The following is a 14,057-nucleotide window of genomic DNA, read 5'->3' as shown; positions in this document are numbered from 1 at the left end:
TAAACCACGAAAGTGGCGCGCAAGTTAACAGGTCGGCGACGTCACGTCACCCATCGGCGGCGTATGGCCGCCCGCGCTCCTTGTAGAGTCGAGCTTGCTCGACTGTCTTTCGCTTTCTGTAGAGTCGAGCCTTGCTCGACTGCCTCTGTGTCCCGGAGTCGAGCACGGCTCGACTCTACAGAGCCGGCTTCGCCAGCGCCTTGGCCTTTGCATACAGCCGGTCAGCCGTTTCCCTCTCACCCAGCGCGGCGTGGCATTCCGCGAGGCTGTCCCACGCATTGGCCGAATTCGGATACAGCTCGGTATTGAGAGCGAACACCTTCACCGCCTTGCGTGCCCCGAGGCTTTCGCGGACCGCGTACGCATCGGCATTGATCGCGCGTTCCAGTTCGCTGGCAGCAACCTTATTGCTGTCGCGCAGCCAGCGATGCACTGCTTCTGCCGCATCCTCACTGTCATCCAGCGCATACGCGATCAGCCGCTCGGACAGCACCGCATGCGGGAACTCCCGCGGTGCGGCGACCGCCATCGTGCTCTCCACCAGCGTGCTCGACCAGACATTGCGTGCGCTGCCGTTGGTCAGGTACACGAACACCCAGTAGCCGTTGGCCAGCGTGCCCTTGTAGGCCAGCCGCGCACGTACACGGGTGCCGCCATCGTGGCCGACCTGGGTGTAGCCGTCGCTGCGGGTGGTATCCCAACCGGTGGAGAAGAAATTGCTGCCACCGCCGGCCAGTTTCTGCGGCTGCCAGAGTTTTTCCAGGGTCGCCGTGCGCAGCAGCTTGCCGGTCGCCAGCGCCTGCAGGAAACGGTTCATGTCGCCCACGGTGGTCTGCAGGTCGGCGTGTCCCCAACCGTAGTTCGGCCAGGGGGCTTCATTGGCCGGCTGCAATGCGCCGTCTTTGCCGATGTACGGCACCGCCGCGCGCTGCGCCGGCACGCTGGTGATGCCCCACGAGGTACTGGTCATCTTCAATGGCAGCAGGATGCGTTCGCGCGCGATGGCCGGGTAGGGCTTGCGGTAATGCGCTTCCAGCAAGGCGGTCAGCACCAGGTAGTTGGCCTGGGTGTACTGCACGCGGCTGCCGGTGACAAACTGCATCGGTGTCGCGCCGGCCACCTTCAGCGCTGCTGCAAGGTCCGGCGCCACTCCGGTGTAGCCCTTGCTCACCCAGCGGTTGTCCACCCGGTCGTAATACTCGCCGATACCCGAGCTGTGGTTGAGGAAATCGCGTACGTGAATGGTCTGCCATGCTGATGGCAGGTCCGGCACATAGCGACTGGCCGGGGCATCCAGATCCACCTTGCCCTGATCCACCAGTTGCATCACCAGCGTGCTGGTCAGCAGCTTGGCCATCGACTGCGCGGCGAAGATGGTATCGACGGTGGCCGGTGCATGCGTGGCCGGGTCGCGCTCGCCGCTGGCGCCCTGGTAGAGCACTTGGCCATTGTGTGCGACCAGTACCGCCTGGCCGGCGATGCCGTAGCGCTCGCGGTTGGCCTGCAGTTGGGTGTCGAGCTGAGCAGAGAGAGTGCCGGGAGCGCCACGTGCAGAAGCGATCGGAACGGCGAACAGGGCACAGAGCAATGCGGCAGCAAGGGTGCGGTACATCGCGGTGATCCGTCAGCGGTGATGGCGCATGTTGGTCACGGCGGGAGAGCGGGTCAAGCGGGGCTGGCGGCAATGTGAATGAATGAATTTCCAATGGTCTGTCGTAAACAGCTCTTAGAATCTGATGAAGCACCAGATATAAGAGCGCCTCAGTCCACGCCGACGAAACAGTCCAAGATGGGAGGGACAATGGAAGATGATGAAGATTTCGCGCTCTTCATCGAGAGCTTCGGTGAGGCAACTGAACACGATCCGGTGCCAGAGACCGCGTTCTCCAAGTGGGCGGGCATCTTGCCTGATTCGCTCTTGAGCTATTGGCGTCGGGATGGATGGGCGAACTATGGCAATGGACGGCTGTGGACGGTGAATCCCGAGGACTACGAAGGCCTGATGCACATGTGGTTGTCTGGTACGCCATTTCCCCTGATCGATACCTACCATGTGTTTGCCAGAAGCGGGTTTGGACGGCTCTACCTGTGCGGCGAAGCATCAGGCGCTGGCGTGAGCATCGATCCGATCCGCAGTGAAGTATTTGCTCTTCAGAACTGTTTGAGACCCAAGTCTCTCGCACGGCAGGAGGGTGGCATCAAGGCATTCTTCGCTTGCGCGGAGCTTGACGACTTTGATCTGATGGATGGGGCCGAAGAGCTGCCTTTCGACAGGGTTGTGAGCACTTGCGGGCACTTGATGGCGGATGAGATGTATGGCTTTGAGCCAGCGCTGGTTTGCGGCGGCGAAGTAGCCATTGGCAATCTGCGCAGGTTCAAGCTTCAGCCGCACCTGCACATGCTGAGGGAGTTCGCCGCGCCTGCGTTTCCACGCTATGCGAACAATGTGAAACCGCTGGCCCGGAAGTGATCCGAAGGACCCAATCATGTAGAGCCGAGCCCATGCTCGGCTGCCTTCCCTGGAAGCATTGAGCCGAGCATGGCTCGGCTCTACAGGTGCCTTCCGGTAGTGCTGGCCGCTGGCCGGCACCCCTGCGATCAGCCGAGGATGCCCGGCAGATCCAGTCCCTTTTCCTTCGCGCAGTCGATTGCGATCTCATAGCCCGCATCGGCATGGCGCATCACGCCGGTCGCGGGGTCGTTCCACAGCACGCGGCCAATCCGTTTGGCCGCCGCTTCGGTGCCGTCGCAGACGATCACCATGCCGGCGTGCTGCGAGAAGCCCATGCCGACGCCGCCGCCATGGTGCAGCGACACCCAGGTGGCGCCGCTGGCGGTGTTGAGCAGGGCGTTCAGCAGCGGCCAGTCGGACACGGCATCGGAACCGTCGGCCATCGCTTCGGTTTCGCGGTTCGGCGAGGCAACGCTGCCGCTGTCCAGGTGGTCGCGGCCGATCACCACCGGCGCCTTCAGCTCGCCGTTGGCCACCATCTCGTTGAAGGCCAGGCCGAGGCGATCGCGGTCACCCAGACCCACCCAGCAGATGCGCGCGGGCAGGCCCTGGAACTTGATCTTCTCGGCAGCCATGTCCAGCCAGCGGTGCAGGTGCGGGTTGTCCGGAATCAGTTCCTTCACCTTGGCATCGGTCTTGGCGATGTCTTCCGGATCGCCGCTCAGTGCGGCCCAGCGGAACGGGCCGATGCCGCGGCAGAACAGCGGGCGGATGTAGGCCGGCACGAAACCGGGGAAGTCGAAGGCATTGGCCACGCCTTCCTCCAGTGCCATCTGCCGCAGGTTGTTGCCGTAGTCCACGGTCGGCACGCCCAGCGCGTGGAAGCCAAGCATGGCGCGGATGTGGTTGGCCATCGACGCGCGCGCGGCTTTCTCCACTTCCTTGGGCGCGGAGACACGTTTCTCATCCCACTGCTCGACCGTCCAGCCCTGCGGCAGGTAGCCGTTCACCGGGTCGTGCGCGGAGGTCTGATCGGTCAGCAGGTCCGGCTTCACGCCGCGCTTGAGCAGTTCAGCCAGTACGTCGGCGACGTTGCCGAGCAGGCCCACCGACTTCGGCGTACCGGCCTTGCACGATTCATCGATCAGCCGCAGCGCTTCGTCCAGGTTGTCGGTCCAGGTATCCAAGTAGCCGGTGCGCAGGCGCATGTCGATGCTGCTCTTGCGGCACTCGACGGCCAGGCAGGACGCGCCGGCCATTACGGCAGCCAGCGGCTGCGCGCCACCCATGCCGCCCAGGCCGCCGGTGAACAGCCACTTCCCGGTCAGGTCGCCACCGAAGTGCTGGCGTCCCATTTCCACGAAGGTCTCGTAGGTGCCCTGTACGATGCCCTGCGCGCCGATGTAGATCCAGCTGCCGGCGGTCATCTGGCCGTACATGGCCAGGCCCTTTTTATCCAGCTCGTTGAAGTGGTCCCAGTTGGCCCAGCGCGGCACCAGGTTGGAATTGGCGATCAGCACGCGCGGCGCATCGGCGTGGGTGCGGAACACGCCCACCGGCTTGCCCGACTGCACCAGCAGGGTCTGGTCATCGTCCAGGCGCTTGAGGGTTTCGACGATGGCGTCGAAGCTCTCCCAGTCGCGCGCGGCGCGGCCGATGCCGCCGTACACCACCAGTTCCTGCGGGCGCTCGGCCACGTCCGGGTGCAGGTTGTTCATCAGCATGCGCAGCGGCGCTTCGGTCAGCCAGCTCTTGGCGTTCAGCGTGGTGCCGGTCGGCGCGGCGATGGTGCGGGACGGGTCGTTGCGGGTCATGCGGCGCTCCGGTTCGTAGCGAATTCAAGGCAGGCGTTGAGCACCTGCGCCAGGGTGTGGCGCAGCGGTGCGGCGTGGTCGGGGTCGAGCGGGGTGGGCCAGCTGTGTTCGTCCACCTCGTCCGGCAGGGGTTCGTGCATGTAGCCGCGGCAGGCCAGCTCCATCTGCAGGCTGTGCACGCCGCCGGCGACGTTGCTGTAGTGGCGGGTGATCCAGCCGCCCTTGAAGCGGCCGTTACGCACCTGGCTCATGCCACTGATCTTCAGCAGGTTCTCCACCACATCGCTCAGCGCGTTGTCGCAGGAGGTGTCCGGAGCACCGGAGGGACCGGCGGTGCCCAGGTTGAACTGCGGCAGCTCGCCGTCGAACAGGTGCGGGATATGCGAGCGGATCGAATGCGCGTCGTACACCACCACGGTGCCGTGGCGTTCACGCAGGCGCGTGATCTGCGAAGCCAGCGCATCGTGGTAAGGCAGGAAATACGTGTCGCAGCGACGGGCGATTTCCGCGTCATCCGGTTCGCGCCCGGCGTGGTACAGCGGCTGGTTGTCGAAGGTGGTCAGCGGACACAGGCCGGTGGTGTTCTGGCCGGGGTACAGCGACACGCCGCTGGGATCGCGGTTGAGGTCGATCACCGAGCGCGAGATCGCCGAGCGCACCGTGGTCGCGCCCATGCCGCGCACGAAGTCGTACAGTTCGTGCACCCACCAGTCGGCGTCGCGGCGGGCCAGCCACGGCGAGTGGTAGTCGCCGATCAGGTCGTGCGGCAGCTCGCTGCCGGTATGCGGGAAGCTGACGATCAGCGGGGCATCGCCTTCGTGCACCGTCAGCCATTCGGGATGGACATTCATGCCTGCGGTTCCACAGTCGGCAGCAGCTCCGCCAAACCCTGCGCCAGCGCGCCACTGCGCACCAGGTTCGTGGCGGTCACCATGTCCGGATGGAAGTAGCGGTCTTCTTCCAGCGTCGGCACCTGCGCGCGCAGGGTGGCGCGCACGGCTTCCAGCGCGGTGCTGGAGCGCAGTGGCGCGTGGAAGTCGCAGCCCTGCGCAGCGGCCAGCAGCTCGATGCCGATCACGTTGGCGGCGTTCTCGGCCATCTGCATCAGGCGGCGCGCACCGTGTGCGGCCATCGACACATGGTCTTCCTGATTGGCCGAGGTCGGGATCGAATCGACGCTGGCCGGGTAGGCGCGCTGCTTGTTTTCCGAGACCAGCGCGGCGGCGGTGACCTGCGGAATCATGAAGCCGGAATTCAGGCCCGGGCGTGGGGTCAGGAACGCCGGCAGGCCGGACAGCGCCGGGTCGACCAGCATCGCCAGGCGGCGCTCGCTGATCGAACCGATCTCGCACACCGCCATCGCCAGCATGTCGGCGGCGAAGGCGACCGGCTCGGCGTGGAAGTTGCCGCCGGACAGTGCTTCGCCGGTATCGGTGAACACCAGCGGATTGTCGGACACGCCGTTGGCTTCGATTTCCAGCGTGGTCGCGGCCTGGCGCAGGATGTCCAGCGCCGCGCCCATCACCTGCGGCTGGCAGCGCAGGCAGTACGGGTCCTGCACGCGTACGTCGTTGTCGCGGTGCGATTCGCGGATGTCCGAGCCCTGCATCAACGTGCGCAGGGTGGCGGCCGTGGCGATCTGCCCGCGCTGGCCGCGGATGGCATGGATGCGCGGGTCGAACGGGGTATCCGAGCCCTTGGCCGCTTCCACCGACAGCGCGCCGGTGACCAACGCGGCCTGGAAGACGGTTTCGATCTCGAACAGGCCGGCCAGCGCATAGGCGGTGGAGAACTGGGTGCCGTTGAGCAGCGCCAGGCCTTCCTTCGCGCCCAGCTCGATCGGCTGCAGGCCGGCACGTGCCAGTGCGTCGGTTGCCGGCAGGCGTTCGTCACCGATAAAGGCTTCACCCACGCCCAGCATCACGCTGGCCAGGTGCGAGAGCGGCGCCAGGTCACCCGAGGCACCCACCGAGCCCTGTGCGGGCACCACCGGCAGCACGCCCTTGACCAGCATTGCTTCCAGCAGCAGCAGGGTTTCCTCGCGGATGCCCGAAGCACCCTGCGCCAGGCTGACCAGCTTCAGCGCCATCATCAGGCGCACCACGCTGGCGGGCATCGGCTCGCCCACACCGGCAGCGTGCGAGAGCACGATGTTCCGCTGCAGGGTGGCCAGGTCCTCGCGCTCGATGCGCACGCTGGCCAGCTTGCCGAAGCCGGTGTTGATGCCATAGACCGGCGCGCCCTTGGCGACGATGGCAGCCACGGTCGCCGCACTGGCACGCACCACCGGCAGCGCGGCCGGGTCCAGTGCAAGCGGCGCACCGCGATAGGCCTGCCGCCACTGGGCGAGGGTGACATGGCCGGGGCGAAGAACCAGGGTGTTGCTCATGTGTTGCTCCAGGAGGCAGGCAGGTCGGGCTGTCCGCGCACCACGCGCGCGTGCAGCGGGTTGAATCCAATGCGATAGACCAGGTCGGCGGGGGCGTCGATGTCCCAGATCGCCAGGTCGCAGTCCATGCCGATGGCGAGGCGACCGACGCGATCGCCACGGCCCAATGCGCGCGCCGCCTCACGGGTGAAGCCGGCGATGCATTCGTCCACGGTCAGGCGGAACAGGGTGGCGCCCATGTTCATCGCCAGCAGCGGGCTGGTCAGCGGCGAGGTGCCCGGGTTGCTGTCGGTGGCCAGCGCCAGCGGCACGCCGGCCGCACGCAGCGCGGCGATCGGCGGCAGCGTGGTATCGCGAGTGAAATAGAAGGCGCCGGGCAGCAGCACCGCCACGGTACCGGCCGCGGCCATCGCGGCGATGCCGGCATCGTCCAAGTGTTCGATATGGTCGGCCGAGAGGGCACCGAAGCTGGCGGCCAGTTCGGCGCCATGCTGGTTGCTCAGCTGCTCGGCGTGGATCTTGATCGCCAGTCCGTGTGTGTGCGCGGCTTCGAAAACCTGCCGTGCCTGCGCCGGCGAGAAGGCGATGTTCTCGCAGAACACATCCACTGCTTCGGCCAGGCCTTCGGCGGCGATGGCCGGGATCATCACATTGCACACCTCGTCGGTGTACTCCTGTGCTTCACGGCCCGGCGGAATCGCGTGCGCACCGAGGAAGGTGGTCACCACATTGACCCGGCATTCCTCGCCCAGCGCACGCGCCACCTGCAGCTGCTTGCGTTCGTCGCGCAGGGTCAGGCCGTAGCCGGACTTGATCTCGAGGGTGGTCACGCCCTCGGCGCGCATCGCCAGCAACCGTGGGCGGCTTTCGCGGGCCAGCTGTTCCGGCGCGGCGGCGCGGGTGGCGCGCACGGTGGAGACGATGCCGCCGCCGGCACGGGCGATGTCGGCATAGCTGACGCCCTGCAGGCGCTGCTCGAACTCGTTGGCGCGGTTGCCGGCGTAGACCAGGTGGGTGTGGCAGTCGATCAGGCCCGGCGAGATCCAGCGGCCTTCGCCGTCGATGCGGGTGGTCGGTTGCAGGTGGGCATCGCTGCCGGCGGTGCCGACGTGGACGATGCGTCCGTCGGCGCAGGCCAGCACGCCATCGCGGATGACACCCAGCCCCTCGCCATCGAGGGTGATCAGGTGAACGTTGGACCAGAGGGTATCGACGTGCATGGCATCCACAACGCGGCTGTGCTTATATGTCTATACAATATAGGCGTCCATTTCGGGTTGTCCAGCCATGTCCGATTCGCGTTCCCCGCACAGTTTCCATGCCGCCCACGCCCTGCTGGCCGAGGGTTGGGCCCGCGATGTCCGCCTGCAGGTGCAGGACGGTCGCATCACGGCGATCAGTACGGGGCAGGGCGCGCAGGCGGGCGATACCCGCGTCGGCATCCTGGTGCCGGGCCTGCCCAACCTGCACAGCCATGCGTTCCAGCGCGGCATGGCCGGGCTGACCGAGATCGGCGGCGGCGACGGTGACAGCTTCTGGAGCTGGCGCGAGCTGATGTATCGCTTCCTGGCCCATCTGCGCCCGGACGCGGTGCAGGCCATCGCCGCCCAGGCCTACATGGAAATGCTGGAAAGCGGCTTCACCCGCGTCGGCGAATTCCATTACCTGCACCATGATGCTGACGGCCGGCCGTATGCCAACCGTGCCGAGATGAGCGCGCGGATTGCGGCGGCGGCCGACCAGACCGGCATCGGGCTGACCCTGCTGCCGGTGTTCTATGCGCATGCCGATTTCGGCGGAGCGGCACCGAACCCCGCACAGCGACGCCTGATCCACGACGTGGACGGCTTCGCGCAGCTGCTGGACGCCGCGAAGCCGTCTTTGGCCGCGCTGCCCGATGCGGTGCTCGGCATTGCCCCGCACAGCCTGCGTGCAGTCACCGGCGAGGAATTGAGTGCTTTGCTGCCGCTGACCGACGGCCCGGTGCACATCCATATCGCCGAGCAGGTGCGCGAAGTCGAGGCCTGCCTGGCCTGGAGCGGCCAGCGCCCGGTGCAGTGGCTGTACGACCATGCGCCGGTGGATGCGCGCTGGTGCCTGGTGCATGCCACCCACATCACCGACGATGAGCGCGCCGCCATCGTGGCCAGCCAGGCGGTGGCCGGCCTGTGCCCGATCACCGAAGCCAACCTTGGCGACGGCCTGTTCCCGATGCAGGCGTTCGCGCGCGAGGGTGGGCGCTTCGGTGTCGGCTCCGATTCCAATGTGCTGATCGACGCGGCCGAAGAACTGCGCCTGCTCGAGTACGGTCAGCGCCTGACCCTGCGCGGGCGCAATGTGCTGGCCCCGGATGCCACCCGCAGCACCGGCCGCTTCCTGTTCGAGGGTGCGCTGCACGGAGGTGCACAGGCGTTGGGCGTGGCCGCCGGGCTGCAGGTTGGCGCCAGTGCCGACCTGGTCGAGCTGGATGCCGCACACCCCGCGCTACAGGCGCGGCAGGATGACGCATGGCTTGACAGCTGGGTGTTCGCCGCACGTAATGGCGCGCTGCGATCGGTCTGGCGCCATGGCCGCCAGTGCGTGGCCGACGGCCGCCACCTGCAGCGCGAGGCGATCACCACCGCCTTCGCTGCCGCCCTGCGTGGCGTGCTGGGCTGATCGCCTCCCGCCACCGAGACCCCATCACGTGAAGGCCAGCAAGTCCGCCACGCTCAACCAGCGTATCCGCAGCGATCTGGAAAGCCGCATCCTCAGCGGAGAGTGGGCGCCGGGCTTCCGTATTCCGTACGAACACGAGCTGATGGAGCAGTACGGCTGCTCGCGGATGACCGTGAACAAGGTGCTGACCGCGCTGGCCGAGAGCGGCATGATCGAGCGTCGCCGCCGCGCTGGTTCGTTCGTGGCGCGGCAGCCCCCGCACCTGGAGCAGGTGGCGCTGGAGATTCCCGATATCGCGATGGAAGTGGGTTCGCGTGGCCATCAGTACGCGTATCGCCTGCTGCAGCGCGACCTGCGCCTTGCAGATGCCGGCAATGCCGGTGAAGTCGAGCTGGCCGGCAGCGAAATGCTGCTGGCGATGCGCTGCCTGCACCTGGCCGACGGCCGCCCGCTGGCGCTGGAGCATCGCCTGATCAGCCCGGTGGGCGTGCCCGAGGTGCTGGAGGTCGATTTCAGTACCACCGCGCCGGGCAGCTGGCTGCTGCAGAACGTCTCGTGGACCCGTGCCCAGCACCGCATCAGTGCCTGGGGCGCGGATACCGCCACCGCCAAGCTGCTGGAGGTGAAGCCCGGCACCGCGTGCTTGGTGATCGAGCGCCTCACCTGGCGCGGCGAACAGCCGATCACCCGTGTGCGTCAGGTGTTCCTCGGCGACGCCTGGGACCTGGTGGCGCGCTTTGCGCCTGGGGCAAGGTAGGGTCGACCCCGCTCGGGACACGCTGTAGCCTTGAACTCTGTCGGGGCGTGTGTACGATGTGTATCGTCCCCGCATGAAGAGCAGGGACCTCATCCGGGATCTGGAGGCGGCAGGTTGGACCTGTCGCCGGATTCGCGGATCCCATCATGTATTCGTGCACCCGCAGCACCCCCACATCATCACCGTGCCTCACCCTAGGAAGGATCTGGGGAAGGGCTGGTGCAGGCGTTGCGGAAGCTCGCAGGACTGACGTAGGAGGGCCCATGCGATATCCAGTCTTGATCGAGGCAGGCGATGAGCGCACCGCGTGGGGTGTGGTCGTTCCGGATCTGCCGGGGTGCTTCTCGGCGGCCGACACGCTTGAGGATGCGCTCAGCGCTGCCGAGGAGGCTGCGCTCGCCTGGATTGATGCGGCCCTGGATGACGGGCGCTCGATTCCGACACCTTCCGCGCCACAGAAAATCGCCGCCGAGGCATCCAAGGACATCCGTTGGATTCTTGCGTACATCTGCATTGATCCGGCCCTGCTGGACGACACCATCGAGCGGGTCAATATCAGCCTGCCACGCCGGATCCTGGCGAGGCTGGATGCGCAGGCCAGAGCGGCAGGTGAATCGCGCTCCAGTTACATCGCCCATCTCGCGGCATTGGGCTGAGCAGGCGCCATGTAGAGCCGAGCCATGCTCGGCTGCTGTTCGCGCGATGCGCGATGAGTCGAGCGTGGCTCGACGCTACAGAGGCATCCACGCATGGCGTGGATCTACAGACACCCCAATCAATACGTAGCGCACTGCCGCCAGCGTACGGGCTCATCCACGCCAGGGCGGGCGTTGAGCTGGATGCGCACGTTGCGCAGGGCGGGGTAGTGCAGGACTTCCTCGCAGACCCGCGGCCACACCGCGTCCAGCTCGCCGGTGCGGTTGATCGCCAGCGTCTGCCGGGTCAGCCAGACACCGCTGGCGATGCCGGGCTTGCCGGCCAAGGCACGGGACAGATCGGCCTGGAAGCGCTCCAGCGTGGCGGCATCCGGGTTGGAATTGCTGTGCGCATCGGTTGAGGGCGTGGCCGGCGCAGGCAGCGTGGTCGGCGGCGTGGTGGCGGGGGCCGGCGCCGGTTCGGGCGCCGCTTCAACCGCAGGCGCAACCGGCGCGGGGACGACCGCCACCTCGGCAACGGGCGGGGCGTCCTGCACATGCAGCCCTTGCAGGCTCAATCCCACCAGCAGGCCCAGCGTCACCGCGGCGAGCGCGGCTATGGCAATGCGGCGCAGGGCTTCATGGCGGGCGCTGGCGCGCACACGGGTTTCGATTTCCGCCGGTAGATAGGGCTGCAGCAACGGCCACAGGCGCGGGCCGTCCAGCACCTCGACGGCCTGCTTTTCGGCGGCGCTGCGGCCGTCGCGTTCCATCCGGCCTTCGGTCAGCAGCACGCCGCCGCGGGCGCCGGCCAGGCGCGCGGCCGCGCCCAGTTCGTTCACCGCGGCGGTGCCGATGCGATAGGCCAAGCCGTGCTTGCACGAGACCAGCCAGCTGTTGGGGCCGTCGCTGAGCAGGAAATCGCTGCTGGGCTCACGGGATTCCTCGCCCGGGTCATCCAGTTCGCGCAGGCCGCGCTGCTCGCGCAGCATGCGCTTGACCAGTACCGAGAACTCGCGCCAGTGCATGCCCGCCAGGGCCTGCAGGCCGAGTTGCATCTCCTTTTGCCGCCGCTTGATCCACCACAGATAGACAACAGCCAGGGAACAGGTAAGCAGGGCCGACAGCAGGGCCAGGATCCAAGGGAGCATGCAGGAGGTGCGCGGAAGGGGCGAATGCGAAGGCGACAGTGTAAAGGTCGCGCCGTGCCGCTGAGTCAGGAGGTTCCTGACAGGAAGCGTGATGGAGCACGCAATTCGGAATACCGCAGGCACGAAAAACCCGCCAATCCTGAAGCCGTGAGGGGAGGGAACAAACGGCAGCCGAAGCGATTGGCGGGTTGCTCGCGATTGTCAATCAAAATTTATTGCATTGCAACAATGGTCGGTCAGGGCACGCTGCCTGGCGACTGATGGCTGCCCGGTGCAGGTGCATCAGCGCCCGAGGCGTCGCGATTCTCCAGCTTGGCCAGGCGTGCCTGCAGTGCGTCGATGCGCGCCTCCAGCGCAGTCACCTCGTCGGCGGTGGGCACGTGCAGGCGCTTGAGTACGCCCTGCACCTGGTCGTCGAACGCTTTTTCGACCTTGTTCCAGGTACCGGAAGCCTTCTCGCGGGCCTCGTCCAGCGACGTTTCAACGTTGTCGCGCCAGCCCGGGCCCTGTTCGCTGTTGCGTTCACGGCGGCGGGCTTCCCAGGCTTCGCCTTCCTTCACCAGGCCGTCGAAGAATCGGCTGCCTTCGGCCTGTGCACGGCCAAGAGCGCCCAGGCCGGCCAACCAGACCTGCTGCGCCGAGTCACTCAGCTTGCGCGAGAAGCGCTCGGCCTGGTCACCGAAAGAGGCGTCGTCGTTGCGGCGGTCGTCGTTCTCGTAGTGGTTCATCGCACTTCCCGTGGGAGTTGGGCCTGCCCCGAGAGTAGCGCGCGTTGGCGTTGCACGGCCGTGATGGCCGCCGCCGGGGTTCAGCCCAGCTTTTCCTTCAGAACGCGCTGGATCTCGCCTTCGACCATGCCCTTCATCGCCGACAGCAGGAAGCCCAGCTTGGCCGTGACGCGCACGGCGCCCGGCTGCAGTTCGATCGCACCGTCCACGCCGCTGCCGGAGAAATTCAGTACGTCGGCAGTCCAGGACGACTTCAGGCCGAAGCGCTCGGACAGCTTGGCGGCGACCTGTTCGATCGCGGCGCGCGCCTGTGCATCGGGCAGGGCGTGGGCGTGGCGGACATCGATGGTGGACATGCAGGCTCCTGGCGCAAAGCGGGGATGATCAATGAGGGCGAGCATTGTGCGCATCGAGGGCCTTCGCGCCAAGCACTCATCGTGGGTTCTTCTTCGTGGGCGACCAACCTGCTAGGCTGCGCCGCGTGCAGAACCTGCTTGTTCACTTCAGCCAACAACAACAGCCCGACCAGCCGCTGCGGCCCGGGGTGCAACGCATCGTGCGCCAGGCCAATGGCAGTGTGAGGCTCGGCGACGCCGGCCACGGTGCCCTGCTGCTGGCGCAGTTCTGCGTGGATGATCGCGGCCTCTGGCTGCAGGTCGGCAACGGTATCCGCGGCATTCATGTGAACGGTCGCCCGGTGCGGCGCATGGCGCTGCTGCGTGCGGGCGATGCGGTGTATGTGGACGGCGTGGAAATGGTCCTGCAGGGCGAGGTGGAGAGCCTGCTGCAGGCCCCCGCACCGAACAGCGGTGACGGCACCAATGAGCAGCAGCGCCTGCTGCGCGGTGTCGGTGGCCTGCACCATGGCCGCAGCTTCACGCTGTCGCGGTCCCGCCTGATCGGCCGCGGTGGCGACGCTGACATCGAGATCAATGAGCCGGCCTTCGCCGAACAGCACGCCCGCGTGGAAGTGCATGGCGAACGCGTGCTGCTGCGTGACCTGGGCAGTGCCGATGGCACACGGGTCAACGGCGTGGCCGTGCGCCACTGCTGGCTGCAGGCAGGCGACCAGGTGGTGTTCGATGGCCAGCACCGGTTCGTGCTGGAAGTGCCGCATGACCCGCGCCGGCGCCCGCTGCCGGATGAAGACGAGTCCAGCCAGGACGCCGAGCAGGCGCCGGTGCTGCCGGCCGCGCCGCGCAAGGTCCGGCGCTGGCCGTGGCTGCTGGTGAGTGCGCTGCTGCTGGCCGCACTGCTCAGCCTGCTGCTCTGGTTCGGCGCGCGCTGACCTGAACCCATAGGGTCCGCTCTGGTAGGTGCCGGCCTTGGTCGGCACGCTCCTTCGGCGGGGATGACGCCTGACGGCGTACGCCGACCAAGGTCGGCGACTACCGGGGCATTGCTCTTGGTCTGAGTCCGCTGGATCCGCTCTGGTAGGTGCCGACCTTGGTCGGCACGCTCCTCGGCGGGGAT

At 67.0% G+C, this 14,057-nt stretch carries 14 protein-coding genes; 6 read left to right on the top strand and 8 right to left on the bottom strand.

Annotated features, from left to right (window positions below):
• Window positions 1-175 precede the first annotated feature (175 nt).
• A complete protein-coding gene (locus tag V3B48_RS10105) occupies window positions 176-1,612 on the bottom strand; it encodes a class A beta-lactamase-related serine hydrolase (protein WP_285302578.1) in 1,437 nt (478 codons plus the stop codon).
• Between the two features lie 189 nt (window positions 1,613-1,801).
• Between V3B48_RS10105 and V3B48_RS10100 the strand changes: the two genes are divergently transcribed.
• Complete coding sequence (locus V3B48_RS10100; RefSeq protein WP_253144316.1) at window positions 1,802-2,470, top strand: GAD-like domain-containing protein; 669 nt, start codon at window positions 1,802-1,804, stop codon at window positions 2,468-2,470.
• A gap of 128 nt (window positions 2,471-2,598) precedes the next feature.
• Here the strand turns inward: V3B48_RS10100 and hutU are convergent, their stop codons facing one another.
• Genes hutU through hutI form a run of 4 tightly spaced genes read right to left on the bottom strand, consistent with a single transcriptional unit; the run spans window position 2,599 to window position 7,875 of the window.
• A complete protein-coding gene (gene hutU, locus V3B48_RS10095; RefSeq protein WP_111150194.1) occupies window positions 2,599-4,266 on the bottom strand; it encodes a urocanate hydratase in 1,668 nt (555 codons plus the stop codon).
• On the bottom strand, window positions 4,263-5,117 hold the full coding sequence (hutG, locus tag V3B48_RS10090) for an N-formylglutamate deformylase (RefSeq protein ID WP_329893678.1): 855 nt from the start codon (window positions 5,115-5,117) through the stop codon (window positions 4,263-4,265). Before hutG ends, hutU begins: the two co-directional genes overlap by 4 nt.
• Window positions 5,114-6,655 carry a histidine ammonia-lyase gene (gene hutH / locus V3B48_RS10085; protein ID WP_197615095.1) on the bottom strand — a complete coding sequence of 514 codons (1,542 nt, stop codon included), beginning with the start codon at window positions 6,653-6,655 and terminating at the stop codon, window positions 5,114-5,116. The genes hutG and hutH overlap by 4 nt, the downstream gene beginning before the upstream one ends.
• Complete coding sequence (hutI, locus tag V3B48_RS10080; protein ID WP_197615096.1) at window positions 6,652-7,875, bottom strand: imidazolonepropionase; 1,224 nt, start codon at window positions 7,873-7,875, stop codon at window positions 6,652-6,654. Before hutI ends, hutH begins: the two co-directional genes overlap by 4 nt.
• A gap of 67 nt (window positions 7,876-7,942) precedes the next feature.
• Here hutI and V3B48_RS10075 point away from each other — a divergent pair, with 67 nt between their 5' ends.
• From V3B48_RS10075 to V3B48_RS10060, 4 genes are all read left to right on the top strand, one after another.
• Entirely contained in the window at window positions 7,943-9,313 is a 1,371-nt protein-coding gene (locus tag V3B48_RS10075; RefSeq protein WP_329893677.1) for a formimidoylglutamate deiminase, read from the top strand.
• 28 nt (window positions 9,314-9,341) lie between these two features.
• Window positions 9,342-10,070, top strand: coding sequence for a histidine utilization repressor (gene hutC / locus V3B48_RS10070; RefSeq protein ID WP_253144304.1), 729 nt, complete (start codon window positions 9,342-9,344; stop codon window positions 10,068-10,070).
• Window positions 10,071-10,143: 73 nt separating this feature from the next.
• Window positions 10,144-10,320, top strand: coding sequence for a type II toxin-antitoxin system HicA family toxin (locus V3B48_RS10065; RefSeq protein WP_223224646.1), 177 nt, complete (start codon window positions 10,144-10,146; stop codon window positions 10,318-10,320).
• A 28-nt stretch (window positions 10,321-10,348) separates the two neighbouring features.
• Window positions 10,349-10,726, top strand: coding sequence for a type II toxin-antitoxin system HicB family antitoxin (locus tag V3B48_RS10060; protein WP_232273989.1), 378 nt, complete (start codon window positions 10,349-10,351; stop codon window positions 10,724-10,726).
• Between the two features lie 119 nt (window positions 10,727-10,845).
• Here V3B48_RS10060 and V3B48_RS10055 read toward each other — a convergent pair whose 3' ends face one another.
• From V3B48_RS10055 to V3B48_RS10045, 3 genes are all read right to left on the bottom strand, one after another.
• On the bottom strand, window positions 10,846-11,856 hold the full coding sequence (locus V3B48_RS10055) for a restriction endonuclease (RefSeq protein WP_329893676.1): 1,011 nt from the start codon (window positions 11,854-11,856) through the stop codon (window positions 10,846-10,848).
• Between the two features lie 236 nt (window positions 11,857-12,092).
• Window positions 12,093-12,584 (bottom strand): phasin family protein, encoded by a 492-nt coding sequence (locus V3B48_RS10050; RefSeq protein ID WP_285302585.1) that lies wholly within the window; start codon window positions 12,582-12,584, stop codon window positions 12,093-12,095.
• An 80-nt stretch (window positions 12,585-12,664) separates the two neighbouring features.
• Entirely contained in the window at window positions 12,665-12,940 is a 276-nt protein-coding gene (locus V3B48_RS10045) for a polyhydroxyalkanoic acid system family protein (RefSeq protein WP_005417302.1), read from the bottom strand.
• A gap of 125 nt (window positions 12,941-13,065) precedes the next feature.
• Between V3B48_RS10045 and V3B48_RS10040 the strand changes: the two genes are divergently transcribed.
• Entirely contained in the window at window positions 13,066-13,872 is an 807-nt protein-coding gene (locus V3B48_RS10040; RefSeq protein WP_032127717.1) for an FHA domain-containing protein, read from the top strand.
• Window positions 13,873-14,057 lie beyond the last annotated feature (185 nt).

It is taken from the genome of Stenotrophomonas sp. SMYL20 (assembly GCF_036320045.1).
Taxonomy (GTDB): domain Bacteria; phylum Pseudomonadota; class Gammaproteobacteria; order Xanthomonadales; family Xanthomonadaceae; genus Stenotrophomonas; species Stenotrophomonas maltophilia_A.
The sequence above is the reverse complement of the archived record's forward strand: the minus strand, read 5'-3'. Positions and strand labels throughout refer to the sequence as shown.

Excerpts from the sequence above, each read along its gene's own strand:
- hutI (WP_197615096.1), bottom strand. The coding sequence starts at position 7,875 with ATGCACGTCGATACCCTCTGGTCCAACGTTCACCTGATCACCCTCGAT.
- V3B48_RS10105 (WP_285302578.1), bottom strand. The coding sequence starts at position 1,612 with ATGTACCGCACCCTTGCTGCCGCATTGCTCTGTGCCCTGTTCGCCGTT.
- V3B48_RS10055 (WP_329893676.1), bottom strand. The coding sequence starts at position 11,856 with ATGCTCCCTTGGATCCTGGCCCTGCTGTCGGCCCTGCTTACCTGTTCC.
- V3B48_RS10065 (WP_223224646.1), top strand. The coding sequence starts at position 10,144 with ATGAAGAGCAGGGACCTCATCCGGGATCTGGAGGCGGCAGGTTGGACC.
- V3B48_RS10050 (WP_285302585.1), bottom strand. The coding sequence starts at position 12,584 with ATGAACCACTACGAGAACGACGACCGCCGCAACGACGACGCCTCTTTC.
- V3B48_RS10075 (WP_329893677.1), top strand. The coding sequence starts at position 7,943 with ATGTCCGATTCGCGTTCCCCGCACAGTTTCCATGCCGCCCACGCCCTG.
- hutU (WP_111150194.1), bottom strand. The coding sequence starts at position 4,266 with ATGACCCGCAACGACCCGTCCCGCACCATCGCCGCGCCGACCGGCACC.
- hutG (WP_329893678.1), bottom strand. The coding sequence starts at position 5,117 with ATGAATGTCCATCCCGAATGGCTGACGGTGCACGAAGGCGATGCCCCG.
- V3B48_RS10100 (WP_253144316.1), top strand. The coding sequence starts at position 1,802 with ATGGAAGATGATGAAGATTTCGCGCTCTTCATCGAGAGCTTCGGTGAG.
- V3B48_RS10045 (WP_005417302.1), bottom strand. The coding sequence starts at position 12,940 with ATGTCCACCATCGATGTCCGCCACGCCCACGCCCTGCCCGATGCACAG.
- hutH (WP_197615095.1), bottom strand. The coding sequence starts at position 6,655 with ATGAGCAACACCCTGGTTCTTCGCCCCGGCCATGTCACCCTCGCCCAG.